The organism is Paenibacillus sp. 1-18 (assembly GCF_000520755.1).
GTDB classification, from domain to species: Bacteria; Bacillota; Bacilli; order Paenibacillales; family Paenibacillaceae; genus Paenibacillus; species Paenibacillus brasilensis.
Genome location: NZ_ASSB01000040.1, coordinates 1 through 708 on the forward strand (window position 1 = coordinate 1; position 708 = coordinate 708).

The 708-nt window shown below is 41.5% G+C and carries 1 protein-coding gene and 1 pseudogene; both read right to left on the reverse strand.

The window, feature by feature from the left end; all coding sequences use genetic code 11:
• Nucleotides 1-443: transposase family protein (locus L693_RS0102465; RefSeq protein WP_025715909.1), on the reverse strand; the 443-nt coding region annotated here is incomplete at its 3' end.
• Nucleotides 444-462: 19 nt separating this feature from the next.
• Nucleotides 463-708 (reverse strand): annotated as a pseudogene (locus L693_RS0102470) (MFS transporter); the annotation flags it as partial.

A 708-nucleotide genomic window follows, 5' to 3' on the forward strand; every position in this document is an offset into this window, starting at 1 on the left:
CAATTAGGAGTTTCAAATCGATGCGTTTCTTTAAGACGATTGATGTAATCACGAAAGATGTTACGTATCGTTTTTTCATGCAATCCAACATCCTCGGATATGCTGACAAACGTGCGTTTAAGGCTTTGCTTCTCTATATAAGACAATAATCGTTTGGTACAGTTTCGCTTTTCGTCTATGGTGTGGTCTAAGTGTTCCCAAAAGGTTCGATTGCAGTCTCTACAGCGATACCTCTGACGCTTTATAAGAAGGCCTACACGCTTGCCGTGAATAGGCAAGTCCATACAGATCTGTTCCCTGATATCGTGTTTGTAGAGGTTGGCTATACATCCACAATGAGGGCAAGCCAAAGGTGGAGAGTTCGTCACCACTTGTATTAGAAAATCAAATTCATTCTCACTAATACTTAGGATGTTGAATTTTGAAAGATTTAGAATATCCATATGAATTTCTTCTATGCATTTATGATGCAAACTCCTTCTTTGTTTTCGCGTGACTGGTCAAAATACCGCTGAATATGAAAGATAACAACGAACCGGCAAAGCATATAGCCGCAAACATGCCTACGGCGGAAAAACCGTTAAAAGTCGCGTAAATCAGGCCTGCGACCCAAGAACCGAGCGTTGTCGCAGCATACATGATTGAATTAGCCAAGCTGGAGATCGTGCCGCGGATGGTCGGATTTAATGAATTCAGCATTCCCAATAT